The sequence below is a fragment of the Bradyrhizobium sp. URHC0002 genome, from assembly GCF_054059515.1.
Window position 1 is genome coordinate 3125057 of the sequence record NZ_JBSSCF010000001.1, and the last position, 18092, is coordinate 3143148.

Here is an 18092-nt window from a genome sequence, read left to right on the forward strand (position 1 = left end):
CGGTTGCTGGCTGGATTGGAAGCAAGCCGCCTCCGGCGGCTTTCCGCTGGTCTTCGTAACAAAGCGCTAAAGGGTCTCACGATATTGTGCGGCAAATCAATCGGCCAATCGCGTGCCAGGCGTCTATTTCCGGAGATCCCCGTGAAGCTCACCAATCTCAAGATCACCCCCAAGCTCGGCATTCTGTTGGGAGTGACCCTGCTCGGCCTCTGCGTCGCAGGGCTACTTGCGGGGTATCTGATGCAGCGTGAGATGCTGAATGCGCGGATCGAGCAGACCAGGGCGATCGTCGACATGGCGCGCAACATGGCGCTGGGCTTGCAGAAGCAGGTCGAGGCCGGCCAGATAACGAAGGAAGCGGCGATTGCCGAATTCAGCAAGCGCGGCAACACGCTGACCTTCGACAAGGGCAACGGCTACGTGTTCGCCTACACGATGGATGGCGTCGCCGTGCTGGCGCCGGTTCCCGGTCAGATCGGCCAGAACCGCATGGACATCGACACGGGCGGCAGAAAACTCGTGCGTGAACTGCGCGACGGCATCGCCGCCAACGGCGAAATCATGCTGCGCTACGAATTCCGCAAACCCGGCGACGAAGCGCTGATCCGCAAATTCTCCTACGCGGTTCCGATTCCCGGCTGGAACATGTTCGTCGGCACCGGCGCCTATCTCGATGATCTCGACACCAAGATGAAGCCGATCGCGGCCGTGCTCGGGCTCGCCATTCTCGGCATCGGGCTGGTTGCAGGCAGCATCGCCTGGACGATCGGCCGCAGCATATCGAAGCCGCTCAGCCAGCTCGGCACCCGCATGCAGGACCTGGCCGAGGGCAGGCTGGACGGCGAAATTCCCGGCATCGGCCGCGGCGACGAGATCGGCGCGATGGCCGCGACCGTCCAGATCTTCAAGGACAACGCGGTTCGTATCCGCGGGCTTGAACAGAAGGAAGCCGAGGTGCAGGCTCGCGCCGAGGCCGAACGGCGGGCGGCGATGGAAAGCATCGCCAGCGACTTCGAACGCAGCGTGACCGGCATCGTCCGCACGGTGTCGACGGCGGCCGCCGGCATGCAGACCACCGCGCAGTCCATGACGGCGACCGCCAGCGACGCCAGCGCGCGGGCTGCGACCGTCGGCGCGGCGTCGCAGCGTTCGTCCGACAATGTCGGCACGGTGGCCTCCGCCGCCGAAGAGCTCTCCAGCTCGGTGACCGAGATTTCCCGTCAGGTGGCGCGCTCCAGCGAGATCGCCAGCAAGGCGGTCAGCGACGCCGAACGCACCAACGCCACCGTCGGCGCGCTCTCGACCGGCGCCGAGAAGATCGGCGAAGTGGTCAAGCTGATCCACTCGATCGCAGCTCAAACCAATTTGCTGGCGCTCAACGCCACCATCGAGGCGGCGCGCGCCGGCGATTCCGGCCGCGGTTTTGCGGTCGTGGCGTCGGAAGTGAAGGCGCTCGCCAACCAGACCGCGAAGGCGACCGAGGAAATCTCGTCGCAGGTCGCGGCCATGCAGGCTTCGACCAGCGAAGCCGTGGCCTCGATCGGCGGCATCACGGAAACCATCTCGCAGATGAGCGAGATCACGGTTTCGATCTCAACCGCCGTCGAGCAGCAGGGCGGCGCCACCCGCGAGATCGCCCGCAACATTCAGTCGGTGGCCGCCGGATCGAACGAGATCTCCACCCATATCGGCGGTGTCACCACGGCGGCGGCGGCGACCGGCCAGGCGGCGTCCGAGGTGTTGGCGAACGCCCGCGAACTCGACACCCAGTCCGGCATGCTGCGCAGCGCGGTCGACGAATTCCTGGGCAAGGTGCGCGCGGCGTAAGCAGAAGCGGTAACCCGTAGGGTGGGCAAAGCGCAGCGTGCCCACCATCCATCGACGAGTCATGGTGAGAATGGTGGGCACGCTTCGCTTTGCCCAGCCTACGAGTGCTATTCACAGGGGCAATCAGGCAACACGAATCTCTTCCACAATCCAACGAACTGACTTCGCGATAGATTTTATTTTTTTGCGGTAATTTTTCACCCCGATTGACAATGCGGCCAAAGAAGATTCGCGAACATCGGCGAACTCTGGGCAGCGCAGCATCGGCCTGATGATCGGGCAGCGACGCTGTCGCAAATCGTGCATCTAACCTTGCTTTGCAGGTTTGAACCGGACGGTAATTTTGACAAGCAGCGCCGGCTGATTGCCTGCGCACCGATCCTCCAACCCGTGAGTGCTATGACCCGCAAGGCTTCCGTGTTTTCGCCAATCCCAACGGGACCGTGCGGCCTTCTCTCGGAGCGGATGATCGTCGCGAAGTGCGTTGCGTAACGGGAATGGAATGAGGCGATGAAGTACAAAGATCGTATTAGCGAACGCGAGTATCAGGACCGTCTCGAGACTTTGCTAAAGAACGTCCTCAACACGAATCTGCAGCCGCTGAGGTCACTGGAGACCGCAACAAAAAAGCGGAGAGCGCAGAAGAAGAAGGCAGCCGATTCGGGTTCACAAAATCAAAGAAGAGGACTTCCGGCTAACGGTGCGCCCCGCCGTTAGCGATCAACTCCAACAGGTGCAGGGTATGTTATCGTCCGCTCCAGGGCGCAGTTGCGCACAAGGCGGACGATAACGGCCTCGCTGGCGGCGCCAGGCCAGCTTCCTTTACTGCTTCTCGATCCCGGCATCCGCGATCAACTTCTCCCAGAGCACCAGCTGCTCTTTCAGGAAGGCGTCGAACTCTTCCGGCGTGCCTGAGAATGCTTCCATGCCGCGCTCGGCGAGCTGGCTCTTGATATCCGGCCGCTCGATGATCTTGCGGATTTCCGCATTCAGCTTGACGACGATTTCCTTGGGCATGTTGGCCGGCCCGAGATAGCCCTGCCACGAGGTGATGTCGAAACCTTTCACCGTGGCGTCCATGGTGGGCAATTGCGGCAACAAGGCCGAAGGCTTCTTTGTCGTGACCGCCAGCGCCTTCAGCGCCTTGGCGTTGACATGGGGCAGGCCAGTCGGAACGTCGATGAACATCATCGAGACGCGGCCGGCGATCACGTCGGTCAAAGCCGGCGGCGAGCTCTTGTAGGGGACGTGAAGCAGATCTATCCCGGCGAGACGGGCGAAGGTTGCGCCCGACACGATCGCGGAGGAACTGCCGCTGGCGTAGGAGTATTTGCCCGGCTCCTTCTTGGCCAGCGCAATCAGTTCGGCCACCGAATTCGCCGGGATGTCCGGATGGATCACCAGCATGAAGGGCAGGTCGCCGGTCCGCGCAATTGGGGTGAAATCCTTGACCGGATCGTAGCTCATGTTCTTCAGCAGATATGGATTTGCCGAATGCGTCGTATTGGTCGTCACGAACAGCGTGTAGCCGTCGGGCGCGGAGCGGGCGACATAGCTCGCCGCGATCGAGCCGTTGGCGCCCGCCTTGTTGTCGATCACCGTGCTGACGCCGAGCGCGACACCGAGTTCTTTCCCGATCAGGCGCGTCGTGGTGTCGGTGCCGCTGCCGGCGGCGAATGGCAGCACCAGCGTGATGTTGCGGTTCGGGTAGGGTGCCTGCGCAGAAGCCGTGGCGATCATCGCCAGCATCAAGGGAGCCACTGCGGCGGCGTGCCGGTACCGTTTCCATAACACGAACATGTAGTTGTTTCCTCGGTTGTTTTTTTATGTCGGATTGGTCGGCAAGCTAGCCTGCCGGGATTGAAAGGGGAAGCCGGTAAGATGCCACGCCGCAGGCGGGCTCAAGCCTTCTTGGCCGAGGCCCGCCGGGAGGCGATCACCACGCCGGCCAGCACCAGCGCATAGCCCACCAGATGAAATAGCCGCAATTGCTCGCCGAGCAGCAGGATCGCCATCGCCGAGCCGAACACCGGCACCAGATGGAAGAACGGCGCAGCACGATTGGGCCCAATCAGCGCCAGCCCGCGGTTGAAGAACAGATAGGCCAGCGTAGAGGGAAAGATCACGGCATAGCCCAGCGTCGCCATCGAGATGAAGTCGAACTTCAGCGTCGCGCCGGTCGAATATTCCCAGATCGCGAACGGCACCAGCATCAGCGCGCCGCAGCAGGTGGTGAATGAAATCAGCGACAGCGCGTGCGTCACCGGGCGGCGCGGGATCAGCGCCGAATACAGTGCGAACGACACCAGGGAGCTCGCAAACATCAGGTCGCCGCGGTTGAAGCTGATGCTGGCGAGCGCGCCAAAATCGCCGCGCAGGATGATGGTCAGGACGCCCGCGAGCGAAATCGTGATGCCGGCGAGTTGCGCGCCCGTGAGGCGGATGCCGAACAGCGCCAGCGACCACAGCGCGACAAACAGCGGTCCCGACGACTGGATCAACAGCGCGTTCAGCGCCTCGGTATATTGCAGAGCCCAGTAGGAGATTGCATTGTTGTAGGCGAACCCGACGAACGACAGAAACAGCATCATCGGCAGATGCGCGCGCAGCACCGGCCAGTCCTGCTTCAAATGCGGCCAGGCAAAGGGCAGCAGGATCAGAAAGGTGGCGATCCAGCGGACGCAGGACAGCGTCAGGGGCGGCACGTGGCCGGCGACATGGCGCGCCAGCACGATGTTGCCGGCCCAGAACAGCGAGGTCAGGGTTAGCAGCAAATAAGGCTGGTTGTTCAACCACCGGATCGGATCGAGGGCAGGCGGCGCTGGTGCGGGCTGGGTCATGTCGCGAGTCGGGATAGGGCCGGATTTTCCGTCGCGCGACAAGTCCCATGCATGCAATGCTACAATGTCCCAGGATTGTCGCGAGGTACGTCGATGGGTGTGGATTTGCTGAACGTGAAAGGCCTGCAGGAGCTCGATCCATTGGCGCCGGTGGTGATGGTGAACCTGATGCGGTTTCGCGAGCGTTCGCTCGACGGCGACGGATCCGGATGGGACGCTTACTTGCGCTACAGCGCGCTCACGGTGCCGATGATCAAGGCCCGCGGCGGCACGCTGCTATGGACCGGCGACGCCAAGGCGGTCGCGCTTGGGCGGCAGGACGGCAATCAATGGGATTATCTGGCCCTGGTGTATTATCCCGATGTGGCCGCCTTCATCGACATGATGACGTCTGAAGACTACGAGCAGCGCTGCGATCCGCACCGCACCAACGGCTGCGCCGAGCACCTCATCATCGCGACGAGGGAAGCGTACAGCAAGTTCAAGGTCGGATGAGCTGGAGCGCGCAGGATCAACATCCACCTCTGTCATGCTCCGCGAAAGCGGGGCATCCAGTACGCCGCGGCTTCTCGGCTCCAGCTCAGGTCTCTGGAATACTGGATCACCCGCTTTCGCGGGTGACGACAGTTTACTCGCTGAGAACGTAGTGCCTCAAAACTTCCTCACCAGGTCCGGCGTGATCTCGCTGATCGAGCGAATACCAAGCAGCGCCAGATCGCGGTCGATCTCGGCCTTGAGCAGCGTAATCGCGCGCTGCACGCCGGCTTCGCCGCCGGCGATCGCGGCATAGAGGAAGGGACGGCCGACCCAGACGAAATGCGCGCCGAGCGCGAGCGCCTTGATCACGTCGGTGCCGCGGCGGATGCCGCCATCGACCATGATCGTCATGCCCTTTGCTTCGGCCGCGATCTCCGGCAGCGTGCGCAGGCCCGACATCGTGTAATCGAGCTGGCGGCCGCCATGGTTGGACAGCATCACGCCATCGACGCCGCTCTCGCGCGCCATGCGCGCATCCGCCGGCGAGACCAGTCCCTTGACGACGAGCTTGCCCTTCCAGCGTTTGCGGATCAGTTCGACATGCTTCCAGGCGAGTTGGTCGCGGTGGCCGATATTGCGCATCAGGTTTTTCGCCAGCACCGGCGGGCCGCGTTTGGCATCCATGTTCTCGAAATGCGGCATGCCGAAATTCATCACGGTGCGCGCCCAGGTGCCGAACAGCCAGTGCGGATGGGTGACCGTGTCCCAGAACACGCGCGGCGTGATTGCGAGCGGCACCTGAAAACCGTTGCGGATGTTGTTCTCGCGATTGGGCGGCACCGGCACGTCGGCGGTGACGACGAAGGTGTCGTAGCCGGCCGCCGCCACGCGATCGACCAGCGGTTCGATCCGCTCCGGCAGGCCGGCGAGATAGGCCTGATACCACGCGGCCTGATTGGCGGCGCGCACATCCTCCAGCGTGATCAGCGACGAAGCGCTGAGAATCATCGGCACGTTCTCGGCCTTCGCAGCCTTCGTCAGCACGATGTCGCCACGATAGGCGGCGAGCGCCGAAGAGCCCATCGGCGGAATCCCGAACGGCGAGGCGTAGGTCTTGCCGAACAGCGTGGTGGTCTGGTCGCGGCCGGAGACGTCGTTGAGCACGCGCGGCACAAAGCCGTATTCGTCGAAGGCCTTGCGGTTGTCGCGCATCGCGGCGTCGGTCTCGGCGCCGCCGGAGATGTAGCCGTAGAGGAATTTCGGAATCCGCCGCCGCGCCACCGGCTCGAAATCGTCGAGCGCGAGATATTTTTGCAAAGAGCGCGGCACCTTGCTCTCGGTGCGGGTCACGGTCGTGGGCGGCGCGGTCACAGCGGCGGATTTGTCGAGCACGGGCGTTCCATTTTTTGGGTTGGTGCGGAGCGGCGCTAACGCCGGGGGGCGGGCCCGCCAAATTTCTGGCCGGCCTTGTTGACGGACTCGCTAACGTCGCTGAGCATTTTTCGCGTCTCGGCGATCATCCGCCCGGATTTCTTGTCGAAACTTTCGATCAGCTCGCGCATCGAGATCACGGTCGGCAGCAATTCGCCACCATATTTGTCGCTGGCGAGGCTGCCGAGGAAGTCCTTGGTCTTGGACAGCGCGTCGTCGACGGCGTTGACGCCGTTTTCGGCGGTCGAGATGATGCTGGCGATCTTCTCGCCGTCACCGGATAGCGAGGCCGTAAACGTCTCGAAATTTAGCAGCGTATCCTTGATCGCCACCTCATTGTCGGCAATCACCCTGTCTACGTTGCGCAGCGCCGCGCGGATCTTTTCCTGGGTGTTGAGCGTCCCGTCCGGATCGGCGGTCAGCTCGGGAATGCCGTCCGGGCCCTTTGGCGGCGGCGGCGCTTCGTCCGATCCGCCGGTGAAGGAGATCGCGGCAATGCCCGTCAGACCCTGAAATTCGAGGCCGACCTGCGTGTCGCTTCTCACCGGCGTGTTGCCGTCGATCATGGCCAGCGCCACGACGCGGCGCGGATGGTCGAGTTTGAGCGACACCACTTCGCCGACCCGGATGCCGGCGAAATTCACGCTGCCGCCCTTGCGCAGGCCGGACGCCGAGCCTTCGAAGATCACGCGGAACGGCACCTTCTGCTTGATGCCGGCGAGTTTCTGATAGCCGAGGAACGCACCAAGCGACCCGGCGATCAAGGCCAGGGTCAGGGTGCCGATCATTACGTTGCTGGCGCGCGCTCTCATTGAAACCCTGTGAAGCAGGCGCAACAGATAGCGGATTTGCCGGGCCAAGTCACCGCGGCTTCCTTAACCTCGCCCCGCGAAGAGCGGGGAGAGGGGACGCTACGCAGAGGCCTTTCGCGACGCCACGAACACCCCGGTCAGCACCAGCGCAAAGCCGATGAATTGGAACGCCTGCGGGTGCTCGCCGAGGAAGGCGATCGACATGACGGTTCCGAACACTGGCACCACGTGGAAGAACGGCGCGGCGCGGTTTGCGCCGATCAGATGCACGCCGCGATTGAAGCAGAGATAGGCGAGCGTGGAGGGAAACAGCGCGACGTAGAACAGCGTCAGCAAATTCGCAGTGTCGATCTGCATCAGCGGCCGCGTGAACAATTCCCAGATAATCAGCGGGATCAGGCAGGCCGCGCCGGCGCCAAAGGTGAAGGCGACAAAGGACAAGGCGTGAATGTCAGGGCGCTTCAGCGACAGCACCGAATACAGTCCGAAGATCACCAGGGCCACGATGAAGATCAGATCACCCCGGTTAAACTCGATGTTCGAAAGCTTGGTGAGGTCGCCATGCATCAGGATGACCAGCACGCCGGCCATCGAAAGCAGGACGCCCGCGGCCTGCGCCAGCGTCAGCCGCACCCCGAGCAGGGCCAAAGACCACACCGCGACCACCAGCGGCGCCGCCGACTGCAGCAACAGCGTATTCAGCGCCTGGGTGTGCTCGAGCGCCCAGTATTGCAGGGTGTTGAAGGCGCCGATGCCGGTGATCGAGAGTACGATCATGATGCCGAGCCGGCTGCGGATCGCGCCCCAGTCGCGGACCAGATGCCGCCAGGCGAACGGCAGGATGATCAGGAATGCGAGCGACCAGCGCAGAAACGAAAGCGTCACCGGCGCGATGTGGCCGGCGGCCATCCTTCCTACGATGGCGTTGCCGGCCCAGCACAGCGCGGTGATGCTGAGCAGCAGATAAGGCTGGTGGGCGAGCCAGTTCCCGGATCGGGCGGAGGAAGTCTGTTCGGTAGCCGTCATTTTAAGGATAAGGCCCCAATTCATGGCGCCGCGGCCCGCCCGGCCGACGTCGCCGGGCCGGAATGTAGCCCGGCCCCCGCCACAGACACGGATTTGCGGCCCTCATCAATGGCGCGGGACGCATCGCGACCATGCAGCCTGCCTTTGTTTGTTCCTTGTCTGTTGTTTGGGGTTGCCAGCGGGCGGGCGAATATGCAATCAACGGACGATTGATTCATGCAATCCAACCTTTGTTTGTTTTCGGGGTTGCATGAGGTTTTTCCGGGTTATTTTCAGTATCGGCGTTCGATCGTTGGGACCACGGGATTGCAGGCGGCTTCGTTTTCGGCAGCCCCTTTGGCCGTGAGGTCGAATTTCTAGAGATGATGGGTCATTCCTTTGAACAAGCCAGGGTCGGCCGAAGAAGCCGAAGCCGAAACACGTCACCAGTTTGCCGTTCGCGCCAATTCCATATTGGCGTTCATCGAATGCGATGAGGAGCAGCGCCCGAAACTGCGCAAGGCCATCATCGAGGCGATGCTATGGGCGCAGACGCAGCCAAAACTCACCAGGTAGGGCCCAGCCGACGCGAAGGCCCCTCACGCCACGAGTGCGCGCGCGATCGCGCCCGCAGCCTTCACGGCGTCGTTGGGGTCGAGTTCGACCTGCAAGCCGCGCTGACCGCCATTGAGGAACACGCTTGCATGGCCGAGCGCGGCTTCCTCGATCGCGACCGGCACGCGCTTCTTCTGCCCGAACGGCGAGATGCCGCCGACACGGTATCCGGTCAGCCGTTCGGCATCCGCCGGCCGCATCATCTTCGCCGCCTTGGCCCCGAAGGCGCCCGCAAGCTTTTTCATGCTGACCTCGCAGTCCGACGGCACCACGGCGCAGACCGGCTTGCCGTCGACCTCGGCCATCAGCGTCTTGAGCACGCGCGCAGGCTCAATGCCGAGCGCTTCCGCCGCCTGCAGCCCGATGCTCGCCGCATCCGGATCGTAGTCGTAGGCATGCAGGGTGAATTTCACCCCAAGCTTTTCCAGCGCCTGCGTTGCACGGGTGATTTTCGACATCGCCTTTCCGTCATTGCCAGATGTTAATGGGTCTCTCGCCCGGCGGTCAGGAATTTTACGGGGATATCAATGGGTTGGATCGGTTCTAAGACCCCCCTAAAACCGCCTTCTTGCTTGCCTAGAGCACCCGCTTCCTTTATCCGGTGGGGCTGCCTCGCATGCGAACGGCCCCGGCCGTGATTTTGGCTGGGCAAGCTATCGCATGACCCGGAAAAGTGGAGACCGGTTTTCCGGAAAGGTCATGCTGGGACCACCAGATTTGCAGGGAACACCTTAGAAATGGCCAATGTTGTCGTCGTCGGCGCCCAATGGGGCGACGAGGGGAAGGGCAAGATCGTCGACTGGTTGTCGGAGCAGGCGGATATCGTCGTGCGCTTCCAGGGCGGTCACAATGCCGGCCATACGCTCGTCATCAATGGCGAGACCTACAAGCTGGCGCTGCTGCCCTCCGGCGTGCTGCGGCCCTCGAAGCTGGCCGTGATCGGCAACGGCGTGGTGTTCGATCCGCAGGCCTTCCTCGACGAGGTTGCAAAACTGAAGGGCCAGGGCGTCGCCATCAGCCCGGAAAACTTGCGGGTCGCCGAGAACGTCACGCTGATCCTGCCGCTGCACCGCGAGCTCGACGCGCTGCGCGAATCCTCTAATTCGGCAACGGCGATCGGCACCACCCGCCGCGGCATCGGGCCGGCCTATGAAGACAAGGTCGGCCGCCGCGCCATCCGCCTGATGGACCTGGCCGACCTCGACACGCTGCCGCACAAGATCGACCGTCTGCTGGCGCATCACAACGCGCTGCGCCGCGGGCTCAATCTGGAGGAGATCGACGGCGGCGGCATCCTCAAGGAGCTCACCGCGCTGGCGCCAAAACTGCTGCCCTACACCGAGACGGTGTGGCGGCTGCTCGACATCAAACGCCGCGAGGGCAAGCGCATTCTGTTCGAGGGCGCGCAAGGCGCACTGCTGGATGTGGATCACGGCACCTATCCCTACGTCACCTCGTCCAACACGGTGGCGGCGCAGGCGGCGACCGGCACCGGCATGGGCCCCGGCGCGGTCGGCTATGTGCTCGGCATCTGCAAGGCCTATACGACCCGCGTGGGCCAGGGCCCGTTCCCGACCGAACTCAACAACGAGATCGGCGAGGAGATCGGCCGCCGCGGCAAGGAGTTCGGCGTCAACACCGGGCGCAAGCGCCGCTGCGGCTGGTTCGATGCGGTGCTGGTGCGCCAGACCGTCCGCACCTGCGGCATCACCGGGCTCGCACTGACGAAACTCGACATTCTCGACGGCTTCGACACCATCGAGGTCTGCACCGGCTACATGCTGGACGGCAAGGAAATCGACCATCTGCCGGCGGGCGAGGGCGCCCAGGCCCGGGTGGTGCCTATTTATGAGACGATCGAGGGCTGGAAGGAGCCGACGGCCAACGCCCGTTCCTGGGCGGACCTGCCGGCCCAGGCGATCAAATATGTGCGTCGGGTCGAGGAACTCGTGGGTTGTCCGATTGCATTGCTTTCCACCAGCCCCGAACGCGAGGATACTATTCTGGTACAGAACCCGTTCGAGGCTTAACGAGATGCTACCGCCAAGACTTCAAAAATAGAGCTGCAGTATTGATGAAAAATGGCTGATTATTACCCGCTCATCGCACGCGCTATCGCCGGCCTGGACCCCAATGCTCCAGGCGAGAGCCGCCGTGCGCTCTATGAGCGGGCCCGCACCGCGCTGATCGCGCAGTTGCGCAGCGTTCAGCCGCCGCTTTCCGAATCAGAAATCACCCGCGAGCGGCTGTCGCTGGAAGAAGCCGTGCGCAAGGTCGAATCCGAAGCCGCCCAGCGCGCCCGTGAGGCCTCGCGGCCCGGCGGCGGCAGCGGTCCCCCGCGCGGCGGCGACGCTTTCCGCCGCGCCAATGCCCGGCCGCCGGAATCCGCAGGCCCTCCGGGCGCGCCGCCCGGCGCGCAGCGACCCCGTCCGCCTACTCCACCCCCCTCGCGCGAGGCGCGTCCGCCACTTGGCCAGGATGAACAGCGTCCGCCGCGCAATCTGCGCGCCGATGCGCCGCCGCCCGGCGCGCCGCGCCCGCAGCCGCCGCAGGTTCCGATGCAGGATGCCGTCCTGCCGCCACCGCCGCCGCCCCGCGAGCGCGGCGGCAGCCCCCCTCGCCGCGGCCCCGAAAACGGCCTCCCGCCGCCACCGCCACCGCCACCGCCGGCGCCTGGCATGCGCGGCTTCCGCGACATCGCCGCCGACGCCGACGATCTTGGCCGCGCCGCAGCCCAGGCCAACCGTGCCGCGCGAAAAACCTATGCCAACGTGCCGTCGCCCTCGCCGGAATTCGACCGGCTCGAGCCGAGCATGGAAAACCGCGGCGCCGATCCCGACGCGCCCTATTCGTATGACGAATCGCTGGAGGAAGCCGACCGCTACGCGCCGCAGCCGCCGTCGCCGCAGCCGCCCTCGCGTGAGCGCTCGCGGCTGTCGCAGGATCGCGACCGCGAGCCGAAAAATCAGAGCGCCCGGACAGGCACGGTGTTTCCGTTCAAGAGCGCGATTGCGGTCGGCATCGCGCTCATTCTGGTCGGCGCCGGCATCCTGTGGGGCAGGTCGGCGGTCACGGCCGTGGCCGGCCTGTTCAAATCCTCCCCCGTGGCGGAGGCGCCGAAGGATCCCAACGCGCCGCAGTCGCGCCCGAAGATCCCCGATCGTGTCGGCCAGCCGTCGTCGAGCGAGAACGTCGCGCCCGTGGCCCAGCGCGTCGTGCTGTATGACGAGGACCCGTCCGATCCCAAGGGCAAGCAATATGTCGGCTCGGTGATCTGGCGCACCGAACCGATCAAGGCGAGCGGCAACCAGAAGCCTGACATCGCCGTGCGCGCCGACATCGAGATTCCCGACCGCAAGTTCAAGATGACGATGTCGTTCCGCCGCAACACCGACTCCTCGCTGCCGGCGAGCCACACCGCGGAATTGACCTTCATCCTGCCGCCGGATTTCTCCGGCGGCGGTGTCGGCAACGTGCCGGGCATTTTGATGAAGTCCAATGAGCAGGCGCGCGGCACGCCGCTGGCCGGCCTCGCCGTCAAGGTCACCGACGGCTTCTTCCTAGTCGGCCTCTCCAACGTCGATTCCGACCGCGCCCGCAATCTGCAGCTCCTGAAGGAGCGTTCCTGGTTCGACGTGCCCTTGGTCTATGTCAACCAGCGCCGCGCCATCATCGCGATCGAAAAGGGCGCCCCCGGCGAACGCGCGTTCAACGACGCGTTTGCGACCTGGGGGGAGTAGGGGCGAACAGCTGGAGCGCCGCAGATCCGCGCTCAAGCCTCAGCGGATCTCTACTGAGCCAGGAGTCGCTAGCTAAATTGATCGCTGCGCGGATAGCGACCGAGTCCGGCAAGACGACGGCCTCAGCATTATACGCTAGCTCTGCTGAAGCCGTTCGCCTTCAAGCGAAGCAGCCGTCACTCGGCGGCGGCGGTGGCTCGCCTCCGCGCGGCGTGGTCGCGGTCCATCACGGCGCGGCAGCCCGGACTGACCTGCGCGCGGTTCCGGACCATGCAGGCGGTGATTCTCTGAACGTTGGGGATTTCATGGCTGCATAACCGCATGGCGTCGCCGGTGCACATCTGCTGCGCTTCCGACGAGAAGGCAGGGGCCGGGCGTGCGGAAAGCGCCGCCGCCGCCAAGGCAAAAAGAAGGGCTACTTTGCTGGTGCGATGGAAAGTCATTGATGCGTTCCCCAAGGTTGCGCGCACGGTGCTGGCCGCTATTCACTGGGGGCGCTGCACGCGGCTTGCGCTGCCGCACACGTCATCCATCACACGGGAGTCACCCGGTGTGGTTGCTCGATTTCTGCCGATGTTCGAATCAAAAGTGCTGCGCCGCCCCGCTGCGAATTATGCGCCAATGCTGTGAAGCTGCAATGGCTCGCGTCAACACTTCCTGGACTGTTGCGTGCAGGCCACGTCGAGCGAAGCGCAGATGCGCTACAACTCGATTTTGACGCTGCGCTTCTACAAGCTCGACGGATCCGAAGAAGCAACAGATGCGGGTCTCTGCGTCTTTCGTCCTCGACCGCGATCGAACAGCCCGCCCGCCGAACATCGCGTTCGCCGGCGCGGTTGCGGCGTGGGCGAGCAACGCGTCCTTCCCGCCCCGTAACGTCCTGCGCGGCCGCTACCCCAGGCGCTATGGCGCGGCTTCCCCGACCCCTGCGATCCCTACGGCCTTTCGGAGGCGGACGTTGCCAGGCACGGTTGCCCCAGCCGGCCCGGCTCGCCTTCCGCGCTGCAAAACTCAGTATAAATGCGGAAAATCTCGCCTCCGGAACAACCACCCGTTAGGGAAGCCCGGGTACGATCAGCGGCTATTGCTCGCACCCGGCTCATTGCTTTCGATGGAGTGAAAAGGCTGCCGCAACCGGCCTTTCGAATGGCGTTCAAATGCTTGTTCATTCCGCTACCGATGGATCCACGAAGACCCCGGCCATCCGCGCGATGGAATGGCCGCTGCTGGAAGCGTTTCGAACCGTGGGCCTGAAGGCATGACGCTAATTGGCGGAAATGAGGTCATACGGCGAGCCGGCACGACCGGTGCGGAGGTGGGATAGCCATGCCTGCCGCTTCGTCGGATCTGCGCAAAGAATTGAACGGCGCCGAAGAGGATGGACCCGAGCACGATGCCCGGATCTTTGGCGAGGTGACGGACCTGTTCCTGTCCAACGTTGGCCGCCTCGGTGACTCGCAGATCGCGGCGGTCGATGGCGTCCTCGCCCACCTGGTCGCGCGGGTGGACGCAACGACCGTGATCCAGCTCAGCGAGGCCCTGGCCACCATCGACCGCGCCCCGCGCCAGACCGTCCGCCAGCTTGCGTTTCACGAACAGCCGCAGGTGGCCGCGCCGGTTCTGAGAAGCTCCAACTGTCTGTCGGAAGCAGACCTTCTTGAAATCGTCAAAAGCCGTGGCCAGCAGCATCTGCTGGCGATCTGCGACCGAAAGACGCTCAACGAAACGCTGACGGACGCGCTGATGAGATTTGGCGACGTCCATGTCTCCAATGCGCTCGCCCGGAACACGGGTGCGCGTTTCTCCGAATGCGGCTACGCGACGCTGGTGGGGCGGGCGGAGAAGGACGAGGGGCTGGCGGAAAAGCTCGGCGTTCGCCTGGACATGCCCGGCAGCCTGCTGCGGGAGCTCATTGGCAAGGTTGCCGACGTGGTTCGCGCGCGCTTTCTGACGGCGGCGCGACCCGTCGCGCGGGGGAAAGGTTCTGCCGCGGCCGCCGGACAGGCCAGCGCGCCCCGGAAGGCGATCGACTACACCCAGGCGCAAAGCGAGGTCGTGACGCTCAATCGCACCGGCAAGCTGAATGATTCAATCGTCAACCGGTTTGCGGTGAGGGGTGAATACATCCACGTGGTCGCAGCCCTTGCTTTGAAGGCCGACGTCAAGGTCGAGGCGATCGAACCCTTGCTCGAACCCGACCGGGTGTACGGACTGATCGTCGCCTGCAAGGCCGCCCGGCTGACCTGGTCGACGACGACGATGATCGTCCGCAACCGGCCCAATTGCCCGCCATCCACCGACCGGGAACTCGAACAATGCGTGGCGGTGTTTGAGTCCTTGTTGCTGTCGGTCGCGCAATGGACCATTCGGTTTGGGTCGGATCGGATTCTGGCCAAGAAGAACGAGCCTGCAGCGGCTACGGCGGGCAAGAAGGTGAGCCAGCCTGCCTGACGTCGGCTTGGCAGGCGAGCGAAAGCCGCTGGCAATCACCGTCATAGCTTGCCGCCTCGAAGGCCGTTGGCCTCTTGACTCTGCTTTGGCTGGATTTGAGATTGTGGCCGGCCAAAGTGCTGACGAAACCGGATCATGTTTCGGTTACGCAAGCACACGGTTGGCCTGATGGTGAGTCTGGCTTCGCGATAGATGGATTCAACGCAGAGGTCGCCATGAAACGCTATCTGATCTTCGGAGCTATCGGCCCGCTCGTCGGCGGGTTTTTGATGCTGTTCGCGACCACGGTGGATTCGGGCTACTGGACCGAGACCAACTGGTCGGAGATCGGAAAATTCCTCGGCGCGTTCGTCAAGACGCTGCAGTACAGCTATCTGTTCGGCATCGTGCCGATGCTGATGCTCGGCGCCATCGACGACATTATCTATCACATCAAGCGCATTTCTCCCGTGGTGCGGATGCTGATGCTGGGCGCTATCGGCTTTGCCACCGCCTCGTTGCTCTATGGCTCGCGCGGGCCGGATGCCGGTGTGCAGCAGTTTGTGCTCTACGGCCTCGTCGGCCTGGTGCCTGCGATGCTGTCGTCGTGGCTGGCGCACAGATATGCCGACGCGCCGCAGGCGGCGCATTCGACGTAACGCTTCGATCGATACGAAATCGTAGTGATCCGCAGGGTGGGCAAAGGCGCGATAGCGCCGTGCCCGCCATCAAGCATTTCGCGCATGATGGTGGGCACGCTTGCGCTTTGCCCACCCTGCGGACTGCTGAACCGATAAGCCGCAGCGTGCTGGATACCCGCTTTCGCAGCGTATGACGAACTCGGGAATTTGGCGCTTCGTGCTGCAACAAAAAGCGGCGGACCTTTCGGCCCGCCGCTCGTGCAATATAGCAATACGCATTACGTGAATGAAAGCCCCGAGCCCGCTTCAACCGGTTGAAGCTTGAATTCTAGGGTTTTTTCGCGGCTGGTCTATCCGGTAAATACCGGGGTGGGCAGCGGGTTGTCGATCGCGCGTCACGTGCCGTTGGCACGGCAACGGCCGAAGGGGCCGGGGTACCAGCCGCGTGGGCAGGCGTGAGCGGCCGGGTTGGCGTAGTTGCGGCGGCAGCCGCCATAGGGGCCGCGGTGCCAGCCACGGCCGCATCCGCCGGCGACCTCGATGACTTCGCTGTTGGTTGCGGGCGCGAGCGGCCCCATCGGCATGGCGTTGGCGCCGCCGACCATGATGCCGAAAACGAAAGCGGTAACGGTCAGTCTGTTCATGAAATCTCTCCCGATCTGTTCAGCAAGACGGCTTCCGTCAGCCGCCGGCGAACGCCATGCCGGCGCGGACCTCGCCGATCGCCTGGTCGATCAGGCCCATCGCGCGTTCGCGGTGGCCGCCCTTGTTCGGCGTCGCGGCGCCGAGTTCGGCGCGGGCCGATTGCAACAGGCCGATGCTGGCGGTCATGTGCGGCTGCGCGCCGATGGCGTAGCCGATGCCCATGCTGGCGGCGATCGCGGTCCCGAGCAGCGCCTTGCGGGCGAAGGATGTCGTCATCTCCTGGTCTCCTCTGAAGTTGTCCAACACTGGCCATTCCGGTCGCGGAATGCGGCAGCCCCCGGCGGCCGCTGCCGCCGCACGGTTAAGCCCGATCGGAGGCCGCGTCTTGGACTGGCAGGCGCCGGAAGATTGCCGATTTGGACTGTCCGGCGCTGTTTTCTTCACAAGGCCGTATTGCCACAGCGTTTTCGAGCGAAGTGGGACACCCGGTTCGCGTAAAGAAAACGCGTCAAAACAAAAGACCTACAGCCATTTTGGTCCTGATTTAATCAGGATCAAAATGGCTGTAGGCTATGGGGCCTTCAGCCGGCGTTCATCCGGCCGTGGCCAGACTGTACGCCTGCCACCAGAACTTCCCCGCCGATGCCCGTCCTCAAGAAAATGCTGTCGACCGATATGCTGCCGCAGGGCCTGAGCGAGCGGCAGCGCTTCATGTTCTTCGCCGAGCTGTTCGAGCATTTCTCCAATACCGGCGAACTGGATCCGGCCGACGACGTGCCGTTTCGGGCGGCGATGAATTCGATCCATGTCGGCACCACCATGCTCGGCCGCTGCGATGGCACCTTCACCACGGTGCGGCGCGAAAAGCGCCAGGTGCTGGCGACCAATGACGACCGCTATTGCCTGGCACGCAACACCGGCGCCTGCGAATCCCGTGTCACCCATCGCGGCCGCGAATTCGTGATGCGGCCGGGATCGATGGCGCTGCTCAAGCTCGACGAGCCGTTCTTCGCGGCCGACGGCATGAACGAAAAGCGCTTCACCAATGTCCATCTGCCGATGGCGACGCTGAAGGCCCTGGTGTCCGGCGTAGACGATCTGGTCGGCCGCGAATTGGAGCCGGGCGGGGCGCTGTCGCTGGCGATGGATTACAGCGACCTGTTGCTGCGCCATCCGGGCGCCGTCGACGAGGCGGGCTTTGCCATCGCAAGTCATCTGATGGATCTGGCGGCGCTTGGCCTCGGCGCGCGCAGCGATATTGCCGCAAGCGCCCGGCGCGGCGGCGTCCGCGCGGTGCGGCTGAAGGCCGTGCTGATGATTTTGGAAAAGCGCTTCACCGAGCCGGATTTCTCGGCGCAGAAACTTGCTGCCGCCGCCGGACTGTCGGAGCGCTATGTCAACGAATTGCTCTATGAAGCCGGCGCCAGCCTCAGCATGCGGCTATTGGAATTGCGGCTGTGCAGGGCGGCGGACTTGCTGGCGCAGCCTACCGAGCGGCGCATCAGTGACATCGCCTTCACTTGCGGCTTCAACGATCTGTCCTATTTCAATCGCTGCTTCCGCCGCCGCTTCGGGCTGACGCCGACGGCGGCGCGGGGGAGATAAAGCGTTTTCAAGCGAAGTGGAAGC

General features: G+C 63.9%; 18 protein-coding genes. 9 read left to right on the forward strand and 9 right to left on the reverse strand.

Features of this window, described 5'->3' with window-relative positions:
• Nucleotides 1-141: 141 nt before the first annotated feature.
• Nucleotides 142-1827 (forward strand): methyl-accepting chemotaxis protein, encoded by a 1686-nt coding sequence (locus tag ACVWVY_RS15095; protein WP_456627099.1) that lies wholly within the window; start codon nt 142-144, stop codon nt 1825-1827.
• A gap of 123 nt (nt 1828-1950) precedes the next feature.
• Here ACVWVY_RS15095 and ACVWVY_RS15100 read toward each other — a convergent pair whose 3' ends face one another.
• The 3 genes from ACVWVY_RS15100 to ACVWVY_RS15110 all read right to left on the reverse strand — a co-directional run bounded on the left by ACVWVY_RS15100 (nt 1951) and on the right by ACVWVY_RS15110 (nt 4667).
• Entirely contained in the window at nt 1951-2133 is a 183-nt protein-coding gene (locus ACVWVY_RS15100; RefSeq protein WP_456627100.1) for a hypothetical protein, read from the reverse strand.
• Between the two features lie 516 nt (nt 2134-2649).
• Nucleotides 2650-3627 (reverse strand): Bug family tripartite tricarboxylate transporter substrate binding protein, encoded by a 978-nt coding sequence (locus ACVWVY_RS15105; protein WP_456627101.1) that lies wholly within the window; start codon nt 3625-3627, stop codon nt 2650-2652.
• Between the two features lie 101 nt (nt 3628-3728).
• Nucleotides 3729-4667, reverse strand: coding sequence for a DMT family transporter (locus ACVWVY_RS15110; RefSeq protein WP_456627102.1), 939 nt, complete (start codon nt 4665-4667; stop codon nt 3729-3731).
• A gap of 93 nt (nt 4668-4760) precedes the next feature.
• On the opposite strand from ACVWVY_RS15110, the gene ACVWVY_RS15115 reads away from it, so the two are divergent.
• A complete protein-coding gene (locus tag ACVWVY_RS15115; protein ID WP_456627103.1) occupies nt 4761-5162 on the forward strand; it encodes a DUF1330 domain-containing protein in 402 nt (133 codons plus the stop codon).
• Between the two features lie 156 nt (nt 5163-5318).
• On the opposite strand, the gene ACVWVY_RS15120 is transcribed toward ACVWVY_RS15115, so the two are convergent.
• From ACVWVY_RS15120 to ACVWVY_RS15130, 3 genes are all read right to left on the reverse strand, one after another.
• Nucleotides 5319-6473, reverse strand: a complete 1155-nt coding sequence (locus tag ACVWVY_RS15120) for an alpha-hydroxy acid oxidase (protein ID WP_456632216.1) — start codon at nt 6471-6473, stop codon at nt 5319-5321.
• Between the two features lie 98 nt (nt 6474-6571).
• On the reverse strand, nt 6572-7435 hold the full coding sequence (locus tag ACVWVY_RS15125; protein ID WP_456627104.1) for an MlaD family protein: 864 nt from the start codon (nt 7433-7435) through the stop codon (nt 6572-6574).
• A gap of 51 nt (nt 7436-7486) precedes the next feature.
• Nucleotides 7487-8413, reverse strand: coding sequence for a DMT family transporter (locus ACVWVY_RS15130; RefSeq protein ID WP_456627105.1), 927 nt, complete (start codon nt 8411-8413; stop codon nt 7487-7489).
• A 378-nt stretch (nt 8414-8791) separates the two neighbouring features.
• Between ACVWVY_RS15130 and ACVWVY_RS15135 the strand changes: the two genes are divergently transcribed.
• Nucleotides 8792-8968: a hypothetical protein gene (locus tag ACVWVY_RS15135; protein ID WP_456627106.1), complete on the forward strand. Its 177-nt coding sequence runs from the start codon at nt 8792-8794 to the stop codon at nt 8966-8968.
• A gap of 23 nt (nt 8969-8991) precedes the next feature.
• Here the strand turns inward: ACVWVY_RS15135 and ybaK are convergent, their stop codons facing one another.
• Nucleotides 8992-9465, reverse strand: a complete 474-nt coding sequence (gene ybaK, locus ACVWVY_RS15140) for a Cys-tRNA(Pro) deacylase (RefSeq protein ID WP_456627107.1) — start codon at nt 9463-9465, stop codon at nt 8992-8994.
• 279 nt (nt 9466-9744) lie between these two features.
• Here ybaK and ACVWVY_RS15145 point away from each other — a divergent pair, with 279 nt between their 5' ends.
• The 5 genes from ACVWVY_RS15145 to ACVWVY_RS15165 all read left to right on the forward strand — a co-directional run bounded on the left by ACVWVY_RS15145 (nt 9745) and on the right by ACVWVY_RS15165 (nt 15836).
• The gene (locus tag ACVWVY_RS15145) at nt 9745-11037 is read left to right on the forward strand and encodes an adenylosuccinate synthase (protein ID WP_456627108.1); all 1293 of its coding nucleotides are present in this window, start codon (nt 9745-9747) and stop codon (nt 11035-11037) included.
• A gap of 51 nt (nt 11038-11088) precedes the next feature.
• Complete coding sequence (locus ACVWVY_RS15150; protein WP_456627109.1) at nt 11089-12747, forward strand: hypothetical protein; 1659 nt, start codon at nt 11089-11091, stop codon at nt 12745-12747.
• A gap of 321 nt (nt 12748-13068) precedes the next feature.
• Nucleotides 13069-13377, forward strand: a complete 309-nt coding sequence (locus ACVWVY_RS15155; protein WP_456627110.1) for a hypothetical protein — start codon at nt 13069-13071, stop codon at nt 13375-13377.
• Nucleotides 13378-14073: 696 nt separating this feature from the next.
• The gene (locus ACVWVY_RS15160) at nt 14074-15198 is read left to right on the forward strand and encodes a DUF2336 domain-containing protein (RefSeq protein WP_456627111.1); all 1125 of its coding nucleotides are present in this window, start codon (nt 14074-14076) and stop codon (nt 15196-15198) included.
• 215 nt (nt 15199-15413) lie between these two features.
• Nucleotides 15414-15836: a DUF5413 family protein gene (locus tag ACVWVY_RS15165; RefSeq protein WP_456627112.1), complete on the forward strand. Its 423-nt coding sequence runs from the start codon at nt 15414-15416 to the stop codon at nt 15834-15836.
• A gap of 377 nt (nt 15837-16213) precedes the next feature.
• Here ACVWVY_RS15165 and ACVWVY_RS15170 read toward each other — a convergent pair whose 3' ends face one another.
• Together ACVWVY_RS15170 and ACVWVY_RS15175 are read right to left on the reverse strand one after the other, a co-directional pair.
• Nucleotides 16214-16462: a GCG_CRPN prefix-to-repeats domain-containing protein gene (locus ACVWVY_RS15170; RefSeq protein ID WP_456627113.1), complete on the reverse strand. Its 249-nt coding sequence runs from the start codon at nt 16460-16462 to the stop codon at nt 16214-16216.
• A gap of 37 nt (nt 16463-16499) precedes the next feature.
• Entirely contained in the window at nt 16500-16739 is a 240-nt protein-coding gene (locus tag ACVWVY_RS15175; protein WP_456627114.1) for a hypothetical protein, read from the reverse strand.
• 366 nt (nt 16740-17105) lie between these two features.
• On the opposite strand from ACVWVY_RS15175, the gene ACVWVY_RS15180 reads away from it, so the two are divergent.
• Entirely contained in the window at nt 17106-18068 is a 963-nt protein-coding gene (locus tag ACVWVY_RS15180; protein ID WP_456627115.1) for an AraC family transcriptional regulator, read from the forward strand.
• Nucleotides 18069-18092: the final 24 nt, after the last annotated feature.